The organism is Paenibacillus sp. Marseille-P2973, from assembly GCF_018101095.1.
GTDB lineage: Bacteria > Bacillota > Bacilli > Paenibacillales > Paenibacillaceae > Fontibacillus > Fontibacillus vini.
Genome location: NZ_JAGQEH010000003.1, coordinates 101,376 through 117,491, shown reverse-complemented (window position 1 = coordinate 117,491; position 16,116 = coordinate 101,376). Strand labels below are relative to the sequence as shown.

Genomic DNA, 16,116 nt, shown 5'->3' with positions numbered 1-16,116 from the left:
TTATGTTATCGTGGTATATATACTGCTGTCATTTGCAGTTACCTAACTATTGTACCCCGATTTCGCGAATAGTTACAATTGATTGAATAAAGGAGATTGTCCGATGCATGATTTCAAAGATGTTGAGCCCCGTAATCGCATATTGGAACTTCCTGAATCAATCCGGGTTCTTCTGGCAAAGGACGGTCTTGACCGCGATCCCGACGAGGCCTGCGGAGCGTTATTTGGCCGTCTCTCCCCGGAAGTGATTACGGTCGACAGTTATATGCCTCTTACGAATATGGCGGAGAATCCACGACACACTTTCACATTTGACCCGGCCGAATGGGTTCGCTGCTGCTACACTTCCGGTTTGATCGGAATTTTTCATAGTCATCCGACATCGCCTCCGCTCCCTTCCATTTCAGATATGGAAGGACTTCAGCATTTTGGCGGTCTGCTCTCGCTGTATCTCATCGGAAGCAAATTCCCGGCGAACGGCGGAGCGATTCAAGACGAAATGCCGCCCGGTATCCCGGACGGCTTCCTCCTTAACGCCTATTCGATTGCCAGAAGGAGTAACGGATCGTACTTTCTGGAGAATCTGATTATGTCTTACTGAGAAATCCGTAAAGATCGCCCAAGGTGATGACGTTTCGATCCTTCAGACGCCCGATCATGGCCTTCCACAATCCGGCGGTCATTTTGGCATCCTCCAGCGCATGGTGGCGCTGCGTGACCGGAATGTCATACGCTTGGAGCCACTCATCTAGCGAAGAAACCTTTCGCCCCGGTTCCAGCTTTTGCGCGATCATCATCGTGTCCAATACCCTGTGGCCAAGATGCGCCTTCGTAGTTTTCCAGAGCGCCACATCCAAGAAGGCTTTGTCATGAGCGCTCCCATGGGCGATCAGCACCCGATCATCGACAAACGCCATGAATTCCCGCAAAGCCTGAAGCAAGGGCGGCGCGTCCTGGACCATCTCGGGCGTAATCCCCGTCAGTTCAACAATGCGCTGCGGAACATTACAAGCCGGCTTGCACAGCGAATAATAATATTCTCCCGTGCTTTGCTCCCCATCGACCTTAACGGCTCCGAATGACAAAATTTCGTCCCCATAATGATAATGAAATCCGGTCGTCTCCAGATCAAATACCGCTGTCCTCAACTGGCTTAACGGAACGTGAAGCGTCTCCGGACGGCGCTGCCCCTTGGTCAGCGAGCGTACAAACGCAATCTGTTGGGCACTGGGCGCTCCGAGCATGGACGCGATCCGCGGGGACAATCCCCCGCCTTTCAAGACATCCCAAAACCCGCCATTCCCCTTCATCGGTTCCTTCATAGCCATTTCCTTTCCGCGTATCGTTGCTGCCGTTGTAAGGTTCGGTACATCAACTTTACCGTACCGAGCGCTTCACGCAGTTCGCGTCGGATCTCTTTTTGCTTGAGCATCGACTGGGGCAAATATCCGGTTCCCGAGAGCGTACCGTCTTCTTCCAGATAAGAAGTCATCGATCTGAACCTGAGTGCGGTATAAAATGCGTTCTGACAAGACTCCAGCCACCGGTAAGGCGCAACCTCCAGCTTAATCAGCCTGGCCAACCGCTCCTGCGTCGATGATGCGCTGATCCCGTATTCTACGGCCAAGTACCGAACCGCATTCACCAGCGGCAGGTAGAGCCCGTATTTTACATCGAAATCCCCGGCGTGATCGCCGGTTTGCTCCGTAATCACCTGGCCCAGCACATTGAGAGCGGCTTTGTGGCGAATGGTATTGCGCAGCACGGCTGCCGCCAAATTCCCTTCAGGACCGGAATCCTGTTCGAAAATCTCATGCGTCGTCCGCCTCAATTCCCCCGTGAGCTTCGAGTCGCCGGAAATATGGCGCATATCGGCCGCGATCATCAGGTAACGGACCTGCTCCCAGCCCAGCTGCTCTCTCCAGCTTTCAAGCTGCCTGATCCAATCCTCAGTTGATTTTCTCCATAAAGGATTTGATGTCATTACATTGCCCGGGCAAGGCGGGTATCCGGCTTGTTCGAGCAACTGTGATAACCGCACTCCGAAGCGGTCAAAATAGGCTTTTACCTCCGGTCCATCTCCTTTTCCAATAATCAAGCCATTGTCCTGGTCGCTCCACAATGTTTGTTCATTTCTGCCTGCACTGCCGTAGGCAACAAACGCATAAGCGGCGGGAGGAGAGCCGAAGCCCTCCTCAATGAGCTGCCGCTGACATAAAATTGCGGCCTGTGACATTACGGCATCTTGAAGTTCTCCCGCATTCCGGTTCCACTCTTCGATCTTAGTAGATGAAAATCTGCCAAAAAGACTTAACTGCTCCTCCAAGCGCGCCGACCGGAGCAATTCCGGAGTGGAAGCCGACCGGATCGTTTGAAAGCTGACATGATCTGCCGCCGTTTCGTAACTCATGGGCCGACTCCCTTTCTTCACTTATTTAACAAAAGGGGAATCCCCATTACAAAGCCGTATCGCTTTTCACGATTCTCGGCCCGTCGGTTACGGTTTTCGTACCCGTCCCAGGCACTGCGGACACAGGTTGATTTAGAATGTTCATTTGCTCCGGATATCCATAAGTTCCATGCTCACTGATATCCAGACCCATCATTTCTTCTTCCTCAGTAACTCGCAGACCCATCAGCCACTTCATGCCGCCAAGCAGAAGGAACGAAATAGCGAGGACAAATGCGAATGTACCGATAACCCCCAGGAGCTGTACTCCCAATTGTCCTAAGCCGCCGCCATAAAACAATCCTGCCGTACCTACTCCGGTTTTGTCGGCCAGCTCGGGAGTAGCGAACAAACCAGTGGAAATCGCTCCCCATACCCCGGCAATGCCGTGTACGGAGAAGGCATAGATCGGATCGTCCAGCCCTGCGCGTTCAAACCATCTTGCCGTAAAGAAGGTCAGTACCCCGGCTACCGCACCGATCACGATAGAGGCCCAGGCTTCAACAAAAGCGCAAGAACCGGTAATCGCAACAAGTGCGGCCAGGACGCCGTTAAGCATACTCGGAATATCGGATTTTCCCATGACTGCCCAAGAAATAAGAAGAGCTGCTACCGCCCCCGCTGCTGCCGCGAGGTTTGTTGTCATCAGGACGTAACCGAAGAATCCGTCGCCAAGCGGTGTCAGAGCACTACCCGGGTTAAAGCCAAACCACCCAATCCAAAGAATAATTACCCCAAGTACCGTCAGCACTTGATTATGACCCGGAATACTGTTCGGTTTTCCGTCCTTATTGTATTTTCCAAGCCGGGGTTTCAACAGAATCGTAGCTGCGAGCGCTGCCGTAGCACCGGTAAGATGGACAACCGTCGATCCGGCATAGTCCTGCATGCCCAGCGAACCAAGCCAACCTCCGCCCCATACCCAGTGAGCAACAATTGGATAAATAATCGTAAGGAACAGTGCGCCGAAAATAATGTAGACACTGAGCTTCGCACGTTCAGCCATACCGCCGCAAGCAATCGCTAGGGATACGGCCGCAAAGGCCATTTGGAAAAGAAACATCAGATTTAAGGGAACGCCAATTTCAGAGAATACGCCAAACGACCCGATAGCTTGATCCCCGCCGAACAAAAATCCCGTGGTTCCCAGGAAACTGTTTCCGTCCCCGAAAGCAAAGCCGAAGCCGACAGCCCACCAGACAATGACGGAAATGCCCAGCGTTAGTACCGTCTTGCCGGCAACATGCCCGGCATTTTTCATCCGAACGGTTCCCGCCTCCAAAAGTGCAAAGCCAGCTTGCATAAAAAACACCAGCATAGCCGCTACGAATACAAACAAGGAATTCAATCCGATTTCGAGCACGGGCGCGGTTATTTCTCCTTCAGCCGCAAAAGCAGATACAGGAAATGCAAACGCTGCGATAGCACTAAACAATCCGAACAACCATTTCTTTTTCATGAAACCCACTCCCTAATGTCATATTTTCTAACACAAAATAAAATGTTAAGGTGATTATAAGACCGATTAATCAGAAATTACAATGCATTTTTTCGTAAAATACCATAAAGTGCAAATTACCTTACACAAAGTGTAAATAAACTAACATGATATGTTATGTATTTATAAGCATTTATTTAAGTTACTAATAAATATAAAGCGTGACGTTTGACTGTATAGTTGCTGTTCAGTTATCATATTTTATACAAAGATATTGCATTTTGACGGAATGCTTTATCGCTCCTAAAAAGGATAAAACGTTGGAGAGAGGTGATCCTATTGGAGTTAATGAAACTTTACCGGATTGGGGAACTGGCGAAAGCCGCAGATGTCAGCGAACGTACCATCGACTACTACACCAAGCTTGGGCTGATCTCAGCTGAGAAACGGACACAAAAAAACTACCGTTTATACAGTTCTGAAACCTTGTTGCGTTTGGACCGTATTAATCAGATGAAGCAGGAAAAATACTCACTCGAGGAAATTCGCGAAAAGCTGGAGCAATGGAACAAAGTCACACCCGAGGAGCATGTGACCGAGAAGTTAAATTCACTCGAAATCCATATGCAGCAGCTTGAACGCGAAGTTAAGGAACTTGAGCCGCTGATTTCCAGTCTGAAGCCGGGGCAGGCACGCCGGGCATTTTCAAACCTGATGCCGCAAAGCCTCGCCTGTATCGAGGCGCTTCGGATTATATTGAATCACGTACCATTCAGTTAAACCGATTTTCCTGACTTACTTATCTGACTATGGAGGAATTCATCATGTACTCTAACTTAATGCTCATCCCCATATTGTTGGCTTTCGGATTGTCGTTATGGGCTCAATTCCGGGTCTCCGGAACCTTTAAGAAGTGGGCGAAAGTACCGAATATGTATGGATTGACCGGCCACGATGCAGCAAGACGCATGCTCGATTCCCACGGTCTATGGGATGTTCCGATCGAACCCGTACGCGGCACGCTAGCCGACCACTACGATCCGATCAAACGGGTCGTCCGTTTATCGGAGCCGGTTTATTACGAAAACTCGATCTCAGCCGTTGCAGTAGCCTGCCATGAAGTCGGGCACGCCATCCAGCACAAAGAAGCGTATCCGATGCTGGTCCTGCGCCACAGAATGTTCCCCTTCGTGAATTTTGCGTCCGGGGTAGCTCCTTTTCTGATCTTGGCCGGTTTCTTGTTCGGATTTTTCAATTTAGTCGGTCTGGGCATCATCTTCTTCTCGGCAGCCGTCCTGTTTCAACTGGTTACGCTGCCTGTCGAATTCAATGCCAGCAACCGTGCACGCAAGATCATGCTTCAGCAAGGCTTTGTCACTCACGAAGAAGAGCGCGGCGTAGCCAAAGTGCTTAATTCCGCGGCTCTGACTTACGTAGCGGCTGCTCTGATTTCCTTGCTGGAACTGCTCCGTTACGTTCTCATTTTTGTCGGTAACCGCGATTAAAGTGCAAAAAGCTCCTCCCAGCTAAACTGGGAGGAGCTTTTTTTTTGGCGTTGAGCCCGGTTTACTATCTTCGCGAAAAAAAACCGCCGGTCTCATTGACTCGGCGGAGTATCGATTTGAAGTCCAAAATATTCAAGAAGAAACACTCTAAACGACTGGGCGACCAGCGGCAGCTTCTCATCCGCCCGGTGAATCAGTCCGACCGTTCGGGTTACCTTCGGATCCGAGATGCGGACCCTGCTAGGCTGGAGGGAAAAGCTCTGGAACAAGGCCATCTCCGGCAGCAGGCTTACCCCCATCCCGGCGGCAACCAAGCCCCGGATGGTGTCTGTTTCTTCGCCCTCAAAAGCTATCTTAGGCGTAAATCCGGCCTCCAAGCAAGCCTGCCATACGATAGGTCGAAGCGAATAACCTTTGCTGAATAAAATAAACTTATCGTCCTTCAATTGATTCAATTTGATGCTTTGCTCTCCGGCCAGCGGGTGGCTTGGCGGCATAATCGCGACCAAATCCTCCGTCAGCACCACGTTTCCTACTACTTGATCATGATTCTCCGGAAATGGCGAGATGAACGCCAAGTCCACCTCGCCAGACACGACGTCACGAATCAATGTCGGGTAGGTCCCTTGTCTGAAGCGGAATTTGACATTAGGATACAGCTTCCGGAATTCCGCTACCACGCTTGGAATGATATGAATCCCAAGACTGTTGGGGAATCCGAGCCGGATCTCTCCCTGTTCCGGATCCAGAAATTCATGGACTTCATTTACGGCACGGTCCAGATCCTTAAGGATGGTCTCGACCCGGCTGCAGAACAGCTGTCCGACGGCAGTCAGCTGCAGGTTTCTTCCTTTTTGCATAAACAGATTGACACCAAGCTCTTGCTCTAGTTGGTGAATTTGCCGGCTTACCGCCGATTGGGCCACATGCAGCTCTTCAGCCGCTTGAGTGACGTGCTCTTTCCTTGCCACTTTCAAAAAATATTGCAATTGTCTTAATTCCACGAATCTGATCGCTCCATTTCGCATCTGCTGATAAAATCCGAACTAGGGCTGAGATTTATAAAAGGGCTTACATTCCATTTCCATTTCTAATGTACCATGGACCCCTTCCGGGTTCAACGCCGTTTTAATACTCTAATGATGATTCCGTACAGGAAGAAGCCTCCGATCAGACCTCCAAAATGAGCCATCCAGTTCACCTGCGGCACAATAACGGAGAAAACGACACCGATGATCAGCAAGCTGTACAACGTTTTTCGCGAGCTTTCGTCCATAAGCTGACGCTGAAGCAGTGCGATGTACAAAAATGCGCCGTACACCCCATACACGGCTCCTGAAGCCCCTACGGAGAGGTGGATGTCCATTGAGCGCTGATAAACCTCAAGACTGATGAGATTACCGACAAGGCCGCTGCCGATGTATAGGAGCGCATAACGCCAATGGCCTAGCAACCGCTCCAGAGGCGGAGCGAATACAAGTATGGCGAAGCTGTTGGAGAACAGGTGGCCAAAGTCATGATGCAAAAACATCGATCCCAGAAGTCTCCAATATTCGCTTGCATAGGGCTCGACATTGGTGAGCGCCCCGTATTTTAGCTGGGTATAGGGATTATCCGAACCTCCGTTAAACATAACGAGCAAGAACATAACCAGGTTGGCGACCAAAATCAGTACGGTCACCGGGTAATAACGGAGATAACTTTTCCAATTTTCATAGCGGATAAATATCATCGTACCATTCCTTTTCGTGCAGGATTTCCTAAAGTTGGACAATCACTTTTTAAAACGTCTATAATGAAGACTGAATATCCCATTATCTCATGTTTAGGAGGAGAATCAAATGACACAAGAACGCGCAAGCGTGGCAACATTCAAAGGCAACCCCATTACCTTGGTGGGTCCGGAACTCAAAGTAGGCGACACCGCGCCGGATTTCCGGTTGAATAAGAACCTGCTCGAAGAAGTTACCCTGCAGGATTTCGCGGGCAAAATCAAGCTGATCAGTGTCGTGCCCTCCCTGGATACAGGCGTATGCGACGCGCAAACTCGCCGCTTCAACCAAGAAGCCGCAGACCTAGGCGATAACGTAGTGATCTTGACCGTCAGCGCCGATCTTCCTTTCGCACAAGCCCGTTGGTGCGGTGCTGCAGGCGTAGACCGTGTTGTCACTTTGTCCGATTATAAAGACAATTCCTTCGGGAAGTCTTACGGCGTGCTCATCAAAGAATTCGCGCTTGACCAACGTGCTGTTTTCGTTGTCGATCAAGACAACAAAATCCGTTATGTCGAAGTGCTGAAGGAAATGTCCGAGCATCCGGATTACGAAAAGCCGGTAGCCGTCGTAAAAGAATTGCTGTCTTAATCACCTCGAACAAGTAATATAAATAATTGCGATAAACGAAAAGCGAGTAAGGAGGGAACCCCTCCCTGCTCGCTTTTCTCATACAACCGTTCCTAAGACTTAACCTTGTACGATGACAGCTTCTTATCGAGCATGGTGAACAAGTGGATAATGTTGCGGTAGTTGGCCCCCAAGTCGCCGAAACTTCCGCGCGTAGCCGAATAAATATCGACCGCACTGCGCATTGGTCCGGTGGAAACGATCGAAACCGTGATATCCATCGTCCGCCCGAAGCCGCTGCGTTTTTCCAACGTAATCTCTCCAACGGACGGGACTTCGTGCAACACTTTATAACCGGGAACTTTCTTTAAAGTCGAGGATACTTCCTCCCAAATCTTATCTTTCGATAATTGGTAATATCTTGTTTTCAATTCGGGCACTTTGGCGCGGTCGCTCGTTCCTTCCTGACTGCGGAATATGCCGGTTAATGTTCTTTTTAATGACAACCTGTTCTTCCTCCTTTATCCTACTGACACAACCAAGAATGCGATTTCATAATGGTTTTTATAAACTTTCTCTATAAATTCGTGTTCAAAAAGTCAGGTTTTCAGGACCAAGAAGGTTGGATGAAGATAGGGACTGAGTAGCGGAGCGTACATGAGGTACGTGAGCAACGGAAGGCCCGGCTGAATTCAAGATTCGACGTCGAATCCTCATCATGATCTGCTTCGTCTTGGAAAGATGATTTTTTGAACAACCTATATAACTATAGTTTATCATTGTTCAGTAACAAACAAAAGGGAAGAGATCACTCACTTATGCACAAAAAAGCACTTCAAAGACCGGATAATCCCAAAGTCTTCAAAGTGCCGCATTTTTAATAAAAGAGACCCGCCTATGCCGTCCGGTTACATTGTCTCGAACCTGCATTAGCAGGTGGGTGACCGCAGCGACATATTAGAAGTCCCCTCATCAACATGGATAGGGCCTTTCAGCTATGACGCAATGTAAGTCTCCCGAGACTTTGTCATTGGTTCAAAACAACATAGAACCGAAACGTACATCGCAGGACGTAAACCTATTATAGAACTTTGTAAGCTGAATGTAAACTTGACGAGCAAGGAAATTCCATCCAATTTTCAATCCGGTTACACTTAATCTTTTTCCTTTTCTCCGCCGGAAGGAAGTTCAAGCGGCGATTCGTCGTCATCCGCATCGGTGCTGCCTTCATTGCCCGAATCTTCGGCTGCACGCATTTTCTCCACTTTCTCCTGAACCTTATTATATGCAGCATAGAAGTTAAAGAAAGCGACAAGCGCGGTAAGACTCGCTAATCCGAAAAAGATCAGCCATGGGAATCTTATGGTCAGAAAGACCAAAACCCCCGTACAAATCACCGTCGACAACATTCTGAACGGTTTGAGGATCGTCAATAAAATCGCGTTTTTGATCAGTTGGGTCACCTTTAAATAATAGTGAGCCACCATAGAGAAAAAGTGGAACAAAGAAACAAGCAGCAGTACCAGGAAAACCAGGATAACAATCCCGATAAATTGCAGGTTGTTAAACTGTTTCATGTACATTTCATAATCGACAACCATAATAACGGTGAGCAAAGTATAGAAAATACCGCCTAGCATGCTTTGCTTATAATTCTCTTTGTATCCTTTGAAATACGTCTTGATGATACTTACATCCGCTTCCCCCATCACCCATTTCCGTACTACCGAAAACAGAGCCGACGTGGCAGGAAAAAATGTAAACGGTGCCAAAATCGCCATAATCCACAAATTAAGTCGTGTAAAATCGGCATCCGCACCTGGCGTAAAGAACGCCACAAACGTGAAAAACAAGAAAGGCAGGGAACATACCAACCACAGCAGGTTACTTCCCGATATTCTCATAATCCATTCCGTAATTTTATAAAATCCGCCCATTAAACCTTTAGATTCCAAGTAAAGATCTCCCTCCGCAAATGATAAGTTTGTCTATAAGTATTACTATAGCACGATTGCTTCATCACTATCCAGCGCCTATTTTGTCTGATATAGGTCAGCGTCTAGTCTGGTCCGCCCTCTTCGCCATACTATATTAAGTAAATTCAATCATCCACAATTTCAAAGGAGGTAATCTCATGTCCCAAGTTGGTGGAGGATATGGAGGTTTGTGGACATCCACGGGTACGATTTTGGTCTTGTTTATTCTGCTTGTCATCGTCAGCCGGACGATTCTGTATTAATTGAAAATAAAAAGCAAAGAAGACGAAGCCCCGCTTCGTCTTCTTTGCCAATGATTTATTTCATAAACCCGGTCTTATTTGTCGAACGAGCTGTCGTCGCGTTTAACCGGTCTGCGGTCTCCGCTTTGGTTCGAAGGGCGAGGCTTGCGATCGGAAGAACGGTAAGAATCGCGTCCTCCGTCCTTGCTGTAACCGCCTTTGCCGCTGCCGTATCCGCCGCGACTTCCGCCATCGCGGTTATTACCGCGATAACCGCTGCCGCCGCTGCGATTGCCGTAGCCAGACGGTTTCCGTCCGCTGGAGCGGATATCCGGATTCCGGCGTTTTACGCGAATCGGTTCTTCTGGAGTAAGCTCAATGTTCGCCTTGTCGTTCTTCTCGCCGGTAATCAGCTTGAAGGCTGCAGACAGCAGGTTCACCGAATCATATTGCTCAAGGAGCTGAATGGCGATACCTTTGTATTCGTTCAATTCGCCGGCTTCTACCAGCTCAAGAATACGTTCCGCGGTAATCCGTTGCTTGCCTTCAATCGCTTCCGCGATGCTCGGCAACGGTTTGCGGGCAATTTTATGACGGGTGATTCGCTCGATAAAGTGCAGGTGGTCAATTTCACGCGGCGTTACGAAAGACCATGCTGCGCCTTCTTTACCTGCGCGTCCGGTTCTGCCTATCCGGTGAACATAGCTCTCAGGATCCTGCGGCAGGTCGAAATTGACGACATGAGAAACGCCGGATACGTCGAGACCGCGTGCGGCTACATCCGTTGCCACGAGCACATCGATGCTGCCGTCGCGGAATTTCCGCATTACGTTGTCGCGCTGGTTCTGCGACAAATCACCATGCAGCCCGTCGGCGGAATATCCGCGTTTTTGCAGGGCTTCCGACAATTCGTCTACCCGGCGCTTCGTACGTCCGAAAACGATAGCCAGTTCAGGGGATTCCATATCCAGCAAACGGGTCAGAGCGTCGAATTTTTGACGTTCATGCACTTCAATATAAGCTTGATCAATCAGCGGAGCGCTGACTTGTTTAGGAATAACGGAGACATGCTCAGGGTTTTTCAAGAACTGTTGGGCCAGCTTTTGGATATTTGCAGGCATGGTAGCGGAGAATAGCATTGTCTGGCGCTCTTCCGGAACCAGCTTCAAAATGGACTGAATATCGTCCATGAAGCCCATATCCAGCATTTCATCGGCTTCATCAAGCACTACGGTCTGGACATCGTCGAGTTTAATCGTTTTCCGGTTGATGTGGTCAAGCAGACGGCCCGGAGTACCGATAATAATTTGGGGCTTCTTCTTCAAAGCGCGAATCTGACGGACGATATCTTGACCGCCATAAATAGGAAGGGAACGCGTGCCTTTAAAACGGGCCAGTTTACCGATTTCTTCAGCCACCTGAATGGCCAGCTCGCGTGTCGGCGTCATAATCAGCGCCACGATACGCTCTTCTTCTTTAGGAATTCTGTTGATCAGCGGAAGACCGAATGCCGCCGTTTTACCTGTACCGGTTTGTGCTTGTCCGATCAGGTCGCGCCCGGTGAGGGCAATCGGAATGGATTTGGATTGGATCGGTGTCGCTTCTTCGAAACCGAGCTCCGTAATTGCTTGTAACACTTTAGGCTCTAAGCCGAAATCTGCAAATGTGTTCAAATTGTTCATACTCCTTCTATATAGTGGACATTCCACAAGCTTGACTGTATTCTTAAGTAGCATTCAAACGTTTATAGACTATCCAATCTCCCCATAAAAGTTACATAAGGGATTGGAACGCGAGAAAACTTCTTGACGGTTAAACGACCGTTTAAAATTGGAAATGGATCCCTACTCAAGAATATCTCAAACATTATAGCACAAAACAGTTTGAGAATACCAGCAAGCAGGTTGGGATACTTCCATATTCAACGCGAGGTGAAATTTTGTGTTTAAGGAAATAAGGAACTGCATCGCCATCTTGATCGGAGCCGCGTTGATCGCTTCCGGATTCAACTTGTTCCTCGTTCCGCATCATCTGCTCAGCGGCGGTGTATCGGGGCTGGCCATGCTCACCGGCTACTTCTCTCCGCTCAGCATCAAAACGATGTACTTGGTTTATAATGCCCCGATTCTGATTGCCGGCTGGTTTTTGCTCGGTAAGCGGTTTGTCGGACTCAGTATCCTTTCCGTAATCGGCGTAACGTGTTTCATGGCCCTCATTCCGGAGAAGCCGCTCGCTTCGGATACGTTGTTATCCGCCGTATTCGGCGGAGTGCTCGTTGGCATGGGCAGCGGATTTTCGTTTCGCGTAGGCGGTTCTTCCGGCGGCTTTGATATCATCGGATCGATTGTGACCCGCTACCGCGACTTTCCGATCGGCAATATTCTCGTCGGGATGAACGGACTCGTTATTTTGGCTATGGGATACTTGGAAGGAAACTGGAATCTGGCCCTTGCATCGATGGTGTCCATCTATCTGGCCGGTAAAATACTTGATTTCATCCACATCAACCATCTCAAAGTGACCCTGTTCATTATTACCGACCGAACGGACGAGTTGCTCGAGCGGCTCCTCTGCCGTCCCCGCGGGGTAACCTTGATAAAGACACAAGGGGCTTTCTCCCATAAGGAGAAGGACATGCTTATGACCGTCACCACCCGCTATGAGCTCACCGAGCTCAAAGAAATCATTAAATCGACCGATCCGGCGGCATTCGTAAATATCGTCGAAACGGTCGGCGTTATGGGCTCTTTCCGGAGAAGATAAGCCTGTGGGCACGCGTTCGGCGTTCCATTTGCATCGGATTGTGGTATAATCATATCAAGCGGTTCCTTCAACAACTGAATATAGTCATCAGCTTTACCTTTATTTCACAGGCTGTACTGCTTTTCCGAAGTAGGAATGATTCCGGAACGAATGATTCTTGTAGGAAAGGGTGATGGATGTGGAAATGGAAACGGTAAAACTGGAGCAAATCGTCATGAAGTGGTTTCCGGATATGTTGCCTTTTTTCAATCAAAGGGAACTGAACTCCATGATTGTCCTTCGTGATGGTCTGACCATCCTGGAACCGGAAGATGCGATGGAAATTATCCAGTTCAGCATCTGCGAGCATCAAAGCACGGGTTTCCTTCATTAAATAAGCACTTTACCACCAAGGCCGTTTCTTCTGCATAAGCGGAAGAAGCGGCCTTCTTGTTCTCATACATAAACTATGAGTATTGCACCTTTCCTCTCAAAATTAATAGTTTAAGATAAGGTCATTAGGTTTAAAGAAACAAAAGTATCGCGAACGATTTAATGGTAACAATGATGTTCTTTCTGCAAACGGACCATCGGATATAATCAAATCGAAATGCAATCAAGGGAGAGGAATTTTTATGAACATCCTATGGACACTTTTACTTCTGGCCTTGGGTACGGGCTCCGGAGGAACGCCGGTTGACCAGGCTGACACCGGCAAAATGCCCACCATTATGCAATCAACCTATCAAACTTTTAAAACAAATCTCGCAGAGGGAAGAAGAGACGATCCTCTATCTCCATCCGAAATGGTGATCCCTGTTCAGCAGGCCGAAGCTCCAAAAGTCAAAGGAATATACGTCACGGCCTACAGCGCCGGCGGATCACGGCTTAACACCCTGATTGACCTCGTCGACAACACCGAATTAAATTCCATGGTCATCGACATTAAGGATGACGCAGGCTATATCACTTACAAAACGGATAACCCTGAGCTGCAAAAGTTAGGCAAGCCGCAGCCTTTCATTCGGGACCTCGACGGATTGATGGCTCGTCTGGAAAAGCATGAAATTTATCCAATCGCGCGCATAGTTGTATTTAAAGATACGATTCTCGCCAAGAAGAACCCGGAACTCTCGTTCAGAAACAGTGATGGTACCGTATGGAGCAACGGAAAAGGCGACAGTTTCGTCAATCCGTATAGCAAAGAAGTTTGGGACTATAATATAGAGGTCGCCAAAGAAGCAGCCAAGCATGGCTTTAAAGAAATTCAATTCGACTATGTCCGTTTTCCGGAAGGCTTCGAGAAACGAGCCGATTCACTGAAGTATACAAAGAACGAGCTCAGCCGGATTGACGCCGTCGCCGCTTTCGTAGAATACGCCCGCGAACAGCTTAAGCCGCTGGGTATCAAGGTATCGGTCGATATTTTCGGGTATGCAGCTTCGGTTCCGGCGGCGGAAGGCATCGGTCAGGATTTTGTGAAGATTTCTAACCAGGTCGATATCATCTGTCCAATGATTTATCCGAGCCACTATACAACCGGATGGTTCAATGCCAAAGATCCTGACAAAGCTCCTTACCAGACGATCAAGGGAGCTATTATCGATACGCAGAAGAAACTCGACCCGCTGGGAGAAGAGAAGCCCATTATCCGGCCTTGGATTCAGGATTTTACGGCGAGCTGGCTCGGAAAAGGCCATTATACGAAATATGGCAAGCATGAGGTCGAAGAACAAATTCGGGCCCTTAGCGAAATGAAGATCGATGAATATCTGCTGTGGAATGCGTCCAACCGCTATACGGAAGGCGTAGATTATTAAGCTATCATAAACGATTATCTAAGACATATCCGGCATTATTCCTCAACCCTATAATTGATGAATGTTCTAGAAGACCCGGGCAATCCGCCCGGGTCTTAGACGATGAAATGGAGTTCTCGACATGAAAGAAACACACAATTTGAAGCAAAAGTACATTCAATTTCTCAAAATCCTGATTCCTATCCTGGTTACACAAGTTACTATGTCATTGATGACCTTTTTTGATACGATGATGTCCGGCCATGCCAGTCCCGCCGATCTTGCCGGGGCTGCGATCGGGTCCAGCATCTGGATTCCGGTGCAAACCGGGCTTAGCGGAATTTTAATGGGGATTACGCCCATTGTCTCCCAGCTTGTCGGCGGCGGACAACAGAACAAAGTCGGATATCATGTGATGCAAGCGCTTTGGCTGGCAATCGCCGTCAGTGCCGCAGTCCTTCTCATCGGCGGACTTGCCATCTCTCCGCTGCTGGGAAGTATGCAGCTAGAACCGAAAGTCCATCATATCGCTTTTTATTTTCTCGTATCGATATCTACGGGCGTCCTCCCTCTATTCGGGTATATCGTAATCCGCTCCTTTATCGATTCGCTCGGCCAGACCCGAGTTTCCATGCTCATTACGCTCGCCTCCCTTCCACTGAACGTAGGCGCCGGGTATATCCTGATCTTTGGACGGCTCGGATTTCCCCGGCTGGGTGGTATCGGATCGGGCATCGCTACAGCTTTCACCTATTGGTGTATCTTCCTGATAGCGTTATGGATCGCACATAAATCGGAACCGTTTGCCGGCTACGGCATTTTCCGTAAATTCCACCGGGTTTCGTTTGCGAAGTGGAAGGAATTGATGAAGATCGGCGTTCCGATCGGGTTCGCCATCTTTTTTGAGACCGCGGTGTTCGCTGCCGTAACTTTGCTGATGAGCCGGTTCGACACACTGACAATCGCTGCGCATCAGGCCGCAAACAATTTTGCTTCCACACTGTACATGATTCCGTTAAGTATCTGCCTGGCTCTAACGATTCTCGTCGGGTATGAAGTCGGCGCGGGACGACAAAAGGATGCCAGACAGTACGGTATTCTGGGCATCAGCACCGCCGTGGCCCTCTCCTTGTTTACCGCCGTTATACTCATGCTGTTCCGCAGAGGGGTGGCCGGCCTGTATTCCAACGAAGAAGAGGTCATTGTGCTGATTACGCATTTCCTTGTCTATGCCATCTTTTTTCAAATTTCCGATGCGATCGCCACCCCGATCCAGGGCGTGCTCCGGGGTTACAAAGACGTCAATCCCGGCTTCTGGATCTCGTTGCTGGCTTATTGGATCATCGGGCTGCCTCTCGGTTACGTCCTTGCGAATTTCACGAACCAGGGACCGTACGGATACTGGATAGGACTAATTACCGGACTTGGCGTGGCCGCTATCCTGCTTCTGCGGCGGTTGTTCGTGATACAGAAGAAGTTCTCCCGATCTCATGAACCATCATAAAAAAGGGCTGTTCCCGCGTCATCTTAATTATGACGACGGGAACAGCCCTTTTACTTGTACATCTAAAGAATAAGCTGTAAAACCTACATGTAATTCAGCGTTTGTGAGCCTTGGCGTGC

The 16,116-nt window shown here is 48.9% G+C and carries 17 protein-coding genes and 1 other RNA gene; 9 read left to right on the top strand and 9 right to left on the bottom strand.

Features of this window, described 5'->3' with window-relative positions; all coding sequences use genetic code 11:
- Positions 1-103: 103 nt before the first annotated feature.
- Positions 104-601 (top strand): M67 family metallopeptidase, encoded by a 498-nt coding sequence (locus KB559_RS07365; RefSeq protein WP_211021092.1) that lies wholly within the window; start codon positions 104-106, stop codon positions 599-601.
- Here the strand turns inward: KB559_RS07365 and KB559_RS07360 are convergent.
- From KB559_RS07360 to KB559_RS07350, 3 genes are read right to left on the bottom strand one after another with little or no spacing between them, the layout of a single operon-like run.
- Complete coding sequence (locus KB559_RS07360) at positions 588-1,322, bottom strand: exonuclease domain-containing protein (protein WP_211021495.1); 735 nt, start codon at positions 1,320-1,322, stop codon at positions 588-590. The genes KB559_RS07365 and KB559_RS07360 overlap by 14 nt on opposite strands.
- A complete protein-coding gene (locus KB559_RS07355; protein ID WP_211021091.1) occupies positions 1,319-2,410 on the bottom strand; it encodes a DUF294 nucleotidyltransferase-like domain-containing protein in 1,092 nt (363 codons plus the stop codon). The genes KB559_RS07360 and KB559_RS07355 overlap by 4 nt, the downstream gene beginning before the upstream one ends.
- Positions 2,411-2,456: 46 nt before the next feature.
- Complete coding sequence (locus KB559_RS07350; RefSeq protein WP_211021090.1) at positions 2,457-3,908, bottom strand: ammonium transporter; 1,452 nt, start codon at positions 3,906-3,908, stop codon at positions 2,457-2,459.
- Positions 3,909-4,235: 327 nt separating this feature from the next.
- Here KB559_RS07350 and KB559_RS07345 point away from each other — a divergent pair, with 327 nt between their 5' ends.
- Both KB559_RS07345 and KB559_RS07340 read left to right on the top strand, forming a co-directional pair.
- Complete coding sequence (locus KB559_RS07345; RefSeq protein ID WP_211021089.1) at positions 4,236-4,667, top strand: MerR family transcriptional regulator; 432 nt, start codon at positions 4,236-4,238, stop codon at positions 4,665-4,667.
- A gap of 44 nt (positions 4,668-4,711) precedes the next feature.
- The gene (locus tag KB559_RS07340) at positions 4,712-5,392 is read left to right on the top strand and encodes a zinc metallopeptidase (protein WP_211021088.1); all 681 of its coding nucleotides are present in this window, start codon (positions 4,712-4,714) and stop codon (positions 5,390-5,392) included.
- Positions 5,393-5,484: 92 nt separating this feature from the next.
- On the opposite strand, the gene gltC is transcribed toward KB559_RS07340, so the two are convergent.
- Together gltC and KB559_RS07330 are read right to left on the bottom strand one after the other, a co-directional pair.
- Positions 5,485-6,396, bottom strand: a complete 912-nt coding sequence (gene gltC, locus KB559_RS07335; RefSeq protein ID WP_211021087.1) for a glutamate biosynthesis transcriptional regulator GltC — start codon at positions 6,394-6,396, stop codon at positions 5,485-5,487.
- A gap of 113 nt (positions 6,397-6,509) precedes the next feature.
- Complete coding sequence (locus tag KB559_RS07330) at positions 6,510-7,124, bottom strand: rhomboid family intramembrane serine protease (RefSeq protein ID WP_211021086.1); 615 nt, start codon at positions 7,122-7,124, stop codon at positions 6,510-6,512.
- A gap of 109 nt (positions 7,125-7,233) precedes the next feature.
- Between KB559_RS07330 and tpx the strand changes: the two genes are divergently transcribed.
- Complete coding sequence (gene tpx / locus KB559_RS07325) at positions 7,234-7,755, top strand: thiol peroxidase (protein ID WP_211021085.1); 522 nt, start codon at positions 7,234-7,236, stop codon at positions 7,753-7,755.
- A gap of 92 nt (positions 7,756-7,847) precedes the next feature.
- Here tpx and KB559_RS07320 read toward each other — a convergent pair whose 3' ends face one another.
- From KB559_RS07320 to KB559_RS07310, 3 genes are all read right to left on the bottom strand, one after another.
- Positions 7,848-8,240, bottom strand: coding sequence for a DUF1499 domain-containing protein (locus KB559_RS07320; RefSeq protein ID WP_211021084.1), 393 nt, complete (start codon positions 8,238-8,240; stop codon positions 7,848-7,850).
- Between the two features lie 378 nt (positions 8,241-8,618).
- A non-coding RNA gene (ssrS, locus tag KB559_RS07315) (6S RNA) lies at positions 8,619-8,809 on the bottom strand.
- 79 nt (positions 8,810-8,888) lie between these two features.
- Positions 8,889-9,689 (bottom strand): YesL family protein, encoded by an 801-nt coding sequence (locus KB559_RS07310; RefSeq protein WP_211021083.1) that lies wholly within the window; start codon positions 9,687-9,689, stop codon positions 8,889-8,891.
- A gap of 179 nt (positions 9,690-9,868) precedes the next feature.
- Here KB559_RS07310 and KB559_RS07305 point away from each other — a divergent pair, with 179 nt between their 5' ends.
- Positions 9,869-9,973 (top strand): sporulation protein YjcZ, encoded by a 105-nt coding sequence (locus KB559_RS07305; protein WP_211021082.1) that lies wholly within the window; start codon positions 9,869-9,871, stop codon positions 9,971-9,973.
- 74 nt (positions 9,974-10,047) lie between these two features.
- On the opposite strand, the gene cshA is transcribed toward KB559_RS07305, so the two are convergent.
- Positions 10,048-11,625 (bottom strand): degradosome RNA helicase CshA, encoded by a 1,578-nt coding sequence (gene cshA / locus KB559_RS07300; RefSeq protein WP_211021081.1) that lies wholly within the window; start codon positions 11,623-11,625, stop codon positions 10,048-10,050.
- 268 nt (positions 11,626-11,893) lie between these two features.
- Here cshA and KB559_RS07295 point away from each other — a divergent pair, with 268 nt between their 5' ends.
- From KB559_RS07295 to KB559_RS07280, 4 genes are all read left to right on the top strand, one after another.
- Positions 11,894-12,715, top strand: coding sequence for a YitT family protein (locus tag KB559_RS07295; protein ID WP_211021080.1), 822 nt, complete (start codon positions 11,894-11,896; stop codon positions 12,713-12,715).
- A gap of 172 nt (positions 12,716-12,887) precedes the next feature.
- Positions 12,888-13,088 (top strand): hypothetical protein, encoded by a 201-nt coding sequence (locus KB559_RS07290; RefSeq protein ID WP_211021079.1) that lies wholly within the window; start codon positions 12,888-12,890, stop codon positions 13,086-13,088.
- Positions 13,089-13,329: 241 nt separating this feature from the next.
- Positions 13,330-14,514, top strand: coding sequence for a putative glycoside hydrolase (locus KB559_RS07285; protein ID WP_211021078.1), 1,185 nt, complete (start codon positions 13,330-13,332; stop codon positions 14,512-14,514).
- 121 nt (positions 14,515-14,635) lie between these two features.
- A complete protein-coding gene (locus KB559_RS07280) occupies positions 14,636-15,997 on the top strand; it encodes an MATE family efflux transporter (protein ID WP_211021077.1) in 1,362 nt (453 codons plus the stop codon).
- The last annotated feature ends 119 nt before the right edge of the window (positions 15,998-16,116 follow it).

Coding starts and splice junctions, on each gene's coding strand:
- KB559_RS07345 (WP_211021089.1), top strand. CDS start 4,236: ATGAAACTTTACCGGATTGGGGAACTGGCGAAAGCCGCAGATGTCAGC.
- KB559_RS07355 (WP_211021091.1), bottom strand. CDS start 2,410: ATGAGTTACGAAACGGCGGCAGATCATGTCAGCTTTCAAACGATCCGG.
- KB559_RS07360 (WP_211021495.1), bottom strand. CDS start 1,322: ATGAAGGAACCGATGAAGGGGAATGGCGGGTTTTGGGATGTCTTGAAA.
- KB559_RS07330 (WP_211021086.1), bottom strand. CDS start 7,124: ATGATATTTATCCGCTATGAAAATTGGAAAAGTTATCTCCGTTATTAC.
- KB559_RS07305 (WP_211021082.1), top strand. CDS start 9,869: ATGTCCCAAGTTGGTGGAGGATATGGAGGTTTGTGGACATCCACGGGT.
- KB559_RS07290 (WP_211021079.1), top strand. CDS start 12,888: ATGGATGTGGAAATGGAAACGGTAAAACTGGAGCAAATCGTCATGAAG.
- KB559_RS07280 (WP_211021077.1), top strand. CDS start 14,636: ATGAAAGAAACACACAATTTGAAGCAAAAGTACATTCAATTTCTCAAA.
- KB559_RS07350 (WP_211021090.1), bottom strand. CDS start 3,908: ATGAAAAAGAAATGGTTGTTCGGATTGTTTAGTGCTATCGCAGCGTTT.
- KB559_RS07365 (WP_211021092.1), top strand. CDS start 104: ATGCATGATTTCAAAGATGTTGAGCCCCGTAATCGCATATTGGAACTT.
- tpx (WP_211021085.1), top strand. CDS start 7,234: ATGACACAAGAACGCGCAAGCGTGGCAACATTCAAAGGCAACCCCATT.
- KB559_RS07340 (WP_211021088.1), top strand. CDS start 4,712: ATGTACTCTAACTTAATGCTCATCCCCATATTGTTGGCTTTCGGATTG.
- KB559_RS07285 (WP_211021078.1), top strand. CDS start 13,330: ATGAACATCCTATGGACACTTTTACTTCTGGCCTTGGGTACGGGCTCC.